Annotated in this window: 8 protein-coding genes; 7 read left to right on the forward strand and 1 reads right to left on the reverse strand. The window is 29.8% G+C overall.

Going from position 1 to position 5797, the window contains the following annotated elements:
* Window positions 1–550: aminoacetone oxidase family FAD-binding enzyme (locus ACIQ11_RS08360; protein WP_396154201.1), on the forward strand; the 550-nt coding region annotated here is incomplete at its 5' end.
* Here ACIQ11_RS08360 and ACIQ11_RS08365 read toward each other — a convergent pair.
* On the reverse strand, window positions 547–1020 hold the full coding sequence (locus ACIQ11_RS08365) for a TspO/MBR family protein (RefSeq protein ID WP_396154202.1): 474 nt from the start codon (window positions 1018–1020) through the stop codon (window positions 547–549). The two genes, ACIQ11_RS08360 and ACIQ11_RS08365, sit on opposite strands and share 4 nt — an antisense overlap.
* A gap of 90 nt (window positions 1021–1110) precedes the next feature.
* Here ACIQ11_RS08365 and mvaD point away from each other — a divergent pair, with 90 nt between their 5' ends.
* The 6 genes from mvaD (at window position 1111) to ACIQ11_RS08395 (ending at window position 5627) form a co-directional block, all read left to right on the forward strand.
* Window positions 1111–2196 (forward strand): diphosphomevalonate decarboxylase, encoded by a 1086-nt coding sequence (gene mvaD, locus ACIQ11_RS08370; RefSeq protein WP_396154203.1) that lies wholly within the window; start codon window positions 1111–1113, stop codon window positions 2194–2196.
* Between the two features lie 31 nt (window positions 2197–2227).
* Window positions 2228–2446 (forward strand): hypothetical protein, encoded by a 219-nt coding sequence (locus ACIQ11_RS08375; protein WP_396154204.1) that lies wholly within the window; start codon window positions 2228–2230, stop codon window positions 2444–2446.
* Window position 2447: 1 nt separating this feature from the next.
* Complete coding sequence (locus tag ACIQ11_RS08380) at window positions 2448–2741, forward strand: type II toxin-antitoxin system RelE/ParE family toxin (protein ID WP_396154205.1); 294 nt, start codon at window positions 2448–2450, stop codon at window positions 2739–2741.
* A gap of 5 nt (window positions 2742–2746) precedes the next feature.
* Window positions 2747–3685 (forward strand): mevalonate kinase, encoded by a 939-nt coding sequence (locus ACIQ11_RS08385; protein ID WP_396154206.1) that lies wholly within the window; start codon window positions 2747–2749, stop codon window positions 3683–3685.
* Between the two features lie 75 nt (window positions 3686–3760).
* Window positions 3761–4684 carry a geranylgeranylglycerol-phosphate geranylgeranyltransferase gene (locus ACIQ11_RS08390; protein ID WP_396154207.1) on the forward strand — a complete coding sequence of 308 codons (924 nt, stop codon included), beginning with the start codon at window positions 3761–3763 and terminating at the stop codon, window positions 4682–4684.
* A 67-nt stretch (window positions 4685–4751) separates the two neighbouring features.
* Window positions 4752–5627, forward strand: a complete 876-nt coding sequence (locus tag ACIQ11_RS08395; protein ID WP_396154208.1) for a pseudouridine synthase — start codon at window positions 4752–4754, stop codon at window positions 5625–5627.
* Window positions 5628–5797: the final 170 nt, after the last annotated feature.

Consider the following 5797-nt stretch of genomic DNA (forward strand, 5'->3'; position numbering starts at 1 on the left):
ATCTTCGGGCCCATTATTGATAACTCATTGGGGACTTTCAGGCCCCGGAATTTTAAGACTTTCTGCTTGGGGTGCAAGAGAATTATTTGATAAAAAATATTGTTTTGCCTTGCTTGTCAATTGGTTAGATGAGGTGTCTTTTGATGAAGCCATTGAACAATTAAAAGAAATTAAAGAAGAAAACAATAAAAAACTAATTGGCAAATTTTGCCCGTTTGATTTTCCAAAACGATTGTGGGAAAATATCGTAACCGCTTCAGATATTGCGTTGGATTATAAATGGGCTGAGGTAACCAACAAGCAAATTAATAGTTTAGCCAATCAGTTAACTCAAGCTGAATTTCAGGTTAATGGTAAAAGCACATTTAAAGAAGAATTTGTAACCGCTGGCGGCATCGATTTAAAAGAAATTAATTTTAAAACGATGCAAAGTAAAATTTTACCAAAGGTTTATTTCGCTGGCGAAGTGGTAAATATTGATGCCATAACTGGTGGTTTCAATTTTCAAAATGCTTGGACAAGCGGCTATATAGTTGCCGAGAATATTTAATTTAAATAAAAAATACTAAAAGTCAATAATGTTGCAAAAGAAACCCAAGCAATATAAGGAATGAATAATTTTGCTGCAGTTGCGTTTATCGGCTTAAATAATTTGTAACATTCTAATAAAACCAATAGCAATAAAATAATTTCAATTGAGGATAATAGTAGATTTTGTAATCCAAAAAATAAATAAGACCATAATGCATTTAATCCCAATTGAAAAATAAAATATTGTAACGCTATTTTAACTTCTTTTGGTTTATTTTCAATTTCATTCCAAATTAATCCTGCTGCAATTCCCATAAAAATGTATAATAACGTCCAAACGGGAGCAAAAATCCAATTTGGTGGATTAAATACAGGTTTTACAAGTATCGGATACCAAGTGGTTATAGATGATTGTGTAATTTTTCCTGAGAAAAAACCAACAGTCAAACAAATAATTATGCAATACGATATTCTTAAATACTTTTTCATTTTGATAATTTTATTCAAAGATATTCAAAACTTCTGATATCTAACCGCCAAGTTTTAACTTCCTTTTCTATCTTTGTAAAAAATAATTTTATGTATTCTGATTTAGACTTCATTGTTTCAAATTATAATTCAATAGAAGCGGCATCTTTTTCGTGGAGTGCGCCAAGTAATATTGCTTTGGTGAAATATTGGGGAAAAAAAGAAAACGGTGATCAAATTCCAGCCAATCCGTCGATTAGTTTTACGCTGAAAAATTGTAAAACCATTACATCAGTTGCGATTTCTTCTAAAGCTGAAAGTAATGATTTTTCATTCGATTTGTTATTTGAAGGAAAACCGAAAGAAGATTTTAAACCTAAAATTCAAAAGTTTTTCGAAAGAATTTATAAATATTGCCCATATTTAAAAGAATATCATTTTACAATTTATACCCAAAATACTTTTCCACATAGTTCTGGGATTGCGTCTTCAGCTTCTGGAATGGCAGCACTTGCTATGAATATTATGAGTTTAGAAAAGGCGTTAAAACCTGAAATTTCCGATGATTATTTTTATTCAAAAGCTTCTTTTTTAGCACGATTAGGTTCAGGAAGTGCTTGCAGAAGTATAATTGGAAACGTTGTTGCGTGGGGAAAAAATGAAACCATAAAAAATAGCTCCGACTTATTTGGGGTAGCATTTGAAAATATGCATCCGAATTTTCATAATTTTCAAGATACGATTTTGTTAGTTGATAAAGGCGAAAAACAAGTTTCGAGTACTGTTGGACATAATTTAATGCACAACCATCCATTTGCTGAACAACGATTTGATCAAGCACATCATAATATTGCTAAAATTGTTACGTTATTAGAAACAGGAAACGTAACGGAATTTATGAGTTTGGTAGAAAGTGAAGCGTTGACATTACACGCTATGATGATGACTTCGATGCCCTATTTTATATTAATGAAACCGAATACATTGGAAATTATTAATGCGATTTGGGAGTTCAGAAGCGATACTCAAACTCCGGTTTGTTTTACCTTAGATGCAGGTGCCAATGTGCACGTTTTGTATCCTGAGAATGTTAAAGAAAAAGTATTGCAATTTATTCAGCACGAATTAGTTGGCTATTGTCAAAATGGTCAGTATATTTGTGATGAAATTGGAAATGGTGCACAAGATTTGAAATAATTTTATATCTTTACACTAATACTATCAAAAAATGGATATTCAATTAGAAAAAAAAGAATTAATAAAGTTATTGCAGGAAACACAAAATCCTTCAATTATTAAATCTATTCAGAAAATATTTCAAAAAGAGCAGAAGGATTGGTGGGATGAGTTAAGCGATGAGCAAAAAGATATATTAGAAATATCTTTGAAGCAAGCTGATAATGGAGAAGTGCACGATTTTAAAGAGTTTATAACTCCTTATTTGTAGTATGAGAAAACTTGTTATTACTACTTTAGCGAGAAAAAATTTAAAGGAAGTTCTAGAGTTTATTAAAATAAGATTTGGTGAAAATTCAAGTAAAAAATTTGCTAATAAATTATATAAAAGTTTAGATTTAATTGTAGATAATCCTGAACTTTTTCCTAAATCGAAATTAAATAACAGAATGAGAAAATGTGTAATTACAAAACAATCAACTGTTTATTACACATTTAATAATTATGAAATTAAAGTTTTAATGGTATTCGATACCAGACAAAACCCAAATAAAATAAAAGAATAAAATTTATGAAAGGACCACTTTTTTACTCAAAAATATTACTTTTCGGAGAATATGGAATTATAGAAGATTCCAAAGGACTTTCAATACCATATAATTTTTACAAAGGCGCGCTGAAGTCCAATGAAAATACGACAGAAGATGCCAAAAAATCAAATCAAAGTTTAGTAAAGTTCGTTGCTTATTTAAAGCAATTACAAACGGAACAACCAGATTTAGTAACGTTTAATATTGAGTTATTACAAAACGACGTTAACCACGGAATGTATTTTGATTCAAGTATCCCACAAGGTTATGGAGTAGGAAGTAGTGGCGCTTTAGTAGCTGCGATTTACGATAAATACGCTGCGAATAAAATTACCGTTTTAGAAAACTTAACCAGAGAAAAATTATTGCAATTAAAATCAATTTTTTCTAATATGGAGTCTTTTTTTCACGGAAAAAGCTCTGGTTTAGATCCATTAAATAGTTATTTAAGTTTACCAATTCTTATCAATTCAAAAGATAATATTGAAGCTGCTGGAATTCCAAGTCAATCGGCTACAGGAAAAGGTGCCGTTTTCTTATTAGATTCTGGAATTGTTGGAGAAACAGCTCCAATGGTAAATATCTTTATGGAAAATTTAAAAGACCAAGGTTTTAGAAAAATGCTAAAATCGCAGTTTATTAAATATACAGATTCTTGTGTGGAAAACTTCTTACAAGGTGATATGAAATCGTTATTTAAAAACACAAAAGAATTATCTAAAGTGGTTTTGAGTAACTTCAAACCTATGATTCCTGAACAATTTCACCAAATTTGGCAAAACGGAATTGAAACCAACGAGTACTATTTAAAATTGTGTGGTTCTGGTGGCGGTGGCTATATTTTAGGTTTTACAGAAGATTTTGAAAAAGCTAAAAAATCTTTAAAAGATTATAAATTAGAAATGGTTTATCAGTTTTAAAATAGGTATTAGGAATAGGGTATAAGGTTTAAGAAAAACCCAAAACCCAAAACCCAAACCCTTCACCACAAAAAAATGCTAAGTCGCAACTCTAAATTAGTACTTACTAAAATCTTCAGTTTCTTTTCTGTGGCTCGTGGGTACAATGTGTTTGTAATCGCTTTAGCACAATATTTATCTGCTATTTTTATTTTAGCTCCAGAAAGAAGAGCGTTAGATATTATTTTAGATTGGAGATTATTTCTTTTAGTATTGGCGTCTACTTTTGCCATTGCTTCGGGGTATATCATTAATAATTTTTACGATGCCAAAAAAGACATCATTAATCGTCCCAAAAAATCCTATTTAGATAGATTAGTCAGTCAGAAAACCCAACTTCAAGTTTATTTCACTTTAAATTTCTTTTCGGCTTTATTTGGTTTGCTTGTTTCTTGGCGAGCGGCTTTATTTTTTTCGGTTTATATATTTAGTATTTGGTTGTATTCGCACAAGCTAAAAAAAATACTTTTTATTGGAAATATTACAGCTTCTCTGTTAGCTGTCTTGCCTTTTTTTGGAATTTTATTGTATTTCAAAAACTTTTATCAAGTAATTTTTGCGCACGCTACATTTTTATTTCTAATCATATTAATTCGTGAAATGATTAAAGATTTAGAAAACATTGAAGGCGATTTATCTAATAATTATCAAACCATACCTGTCAATTTTGGTGAAAATTTTGCTAAAAAAATCATTTCATTATTGTTATTGTGTACAATCGTTCCTGTTTATTTTCTTATTAATGTGTTCGATGTAGGCTATATGGATAGTTATTTTTATTCAAGTTATATTTTACTTCTAATTTTTGTTTTGAAATTATGGAAGTCGGAAGGAAAAGTAGATTATATTAAACTTCATTTCTTGCTAAAAATAATTCTTTTAGCAGGAGTAATTTGTATCGTTCTAATTAAACCAGATGTTATTGAAAACGGTCAAAAATTACTATTAATTAGACAGTGAGTCGGCTTCTAACTACCAATTTCGTACTTCTCACTTAAATTGACTATCTTTGCAAAAAAATAAAAGCATGAGAAAATCGTCAGGAGCCAAAAGAAGCGGTAAAGTTTTGGAAAGTAAAAAACCAGATTTTAAGAAAAACGAATCAGGAAAATCTTTTTCTTCAGAAAACAAACCTGCTCCAAAGTTCAATAGAACAGACAAGCCAAAACAACAAGTGGTTAAAATCAAATCTGATAAAGATGAAATCAGATTAAATAAATATGTAGCAAATTCAGGAGTTTGTAGTCGTAGAGATGCCGACATTTATATCCAAAGCGGAAACGTAAAAGTAAACGGCGAAGTAATTACAGAAATGGGACACAAAGTAAAACTAACCGATGTGGTAAATTTTGACGGCGTGAACATAACACCTGAGAAAAAAGAATACATCCTTTTAAACAAACCTAAGAATTTTTCAACTGAGAAGAATGACCAAGGCGCAAACAACGTGTTGCAATTGATAAAGTCACCTTCAAATGTACGATTAGAACCTATTGGAAGAATGGATAAAACCACAACAGGATTATTATTGTTTACAAATGATCCAGATATGGTTAGAAAATTTACAACACCAAATCAACGTTCATCAAAAATATATCAAGTTTCTTTGGATAAAAATTTAAAATACGAAGATTTAGAAAAAATTCAAAGTGGCGTTACTATTGAAGGACATAAAGTATATGTGGAAGAAGTAACATTTATTGATGGAGAAGCTAAAAGTGAAATTGGTGTAAAAATGAAAACATCAAATGTAAAAGTGGTACGAAACATTTTTGAACACTTAAAATATAACGTAATTAAACTAGACCGAGTAGTATTTGCTGGATTAACCAAAAAGAATTTACCAAGAGGAAATTGGAGAGTTTTGACGGAACAAGAAGTTGTCAATTTAAAAAACAACTAAAAACATTATGTCTTACAAAAGGCGTTTTTTTTAGTATAAATACACCAAATTAAAAATAAAATATATATTTGTATTCCAAATCTAATAAATATATCAATGAAAAAAATAGTACAACTACTTGCCCTTGTTTTAGTAATGATATCTTGTGAAAATGATATTAAAACTAATTT

The organism is Flavobacterium sp., from assembly GCF_044361065.1.
Taxonomy (GTDB): Bacteria; Bacteroidota; Bacteroidia; order Flavobacteriales; family Flavobacteriaceae; genus Flavobacterium.

Excerpts from the sequence above, each read along its gene's own strand:
- ACIQ11_RS08385 (WP_396154206.1), top strand. The coding sequence starts at position 2,747 with ATGAAAGGACCACTTTTTTACTCAAAAATATTACTTTTCGGAGAATAT.
- ACIQ11_RS08380 (WP_396154205.1), top strand. The coding sequence starts at position 2,448 with ATGAGAAAACTTGTTATTACTACTTTAGCGAGAAAAAATTTAAAGGAA.
- ACIQ11_RS08395 (WP_396154208.1), top strand. The coding sequence starts at position 4,752 with ATGAGAAAATCGTCAGGAGCCAAAAGAAGCGGTAAAGTTTTGGAAAGT.
- ACIQ11_RS08365 (WP_396154202.1), bottom strand. The coding sequence starts at position 1,020 with ATGAAAAAGTATTTAAGAATATCGTATTGCATAATTATTTGTTTGACT.
- ACIQ11_RS08375 (WP_396154204.1), top strand. The coding sequence starts at position 2,228 with ATGGATATTCAATTAGAAAAAAAAGAATTAATAAAGTTATTGCAGGAA.
- ACIQ11_RS08390 (WP_396154207.1), top strand. The coding sequence starts at position 3,761 with ATGCTAAGTCGCAACTCTAAATTAGTACTTACTAAAATCTTCAGTTTC.
- mvaD (WP_396154203.1), top strand. The coding sequence starts at position 1,111 with ATGTATTCTGATTTAGACTTCATTGTTTCAAATTATAATTCAATAGAA.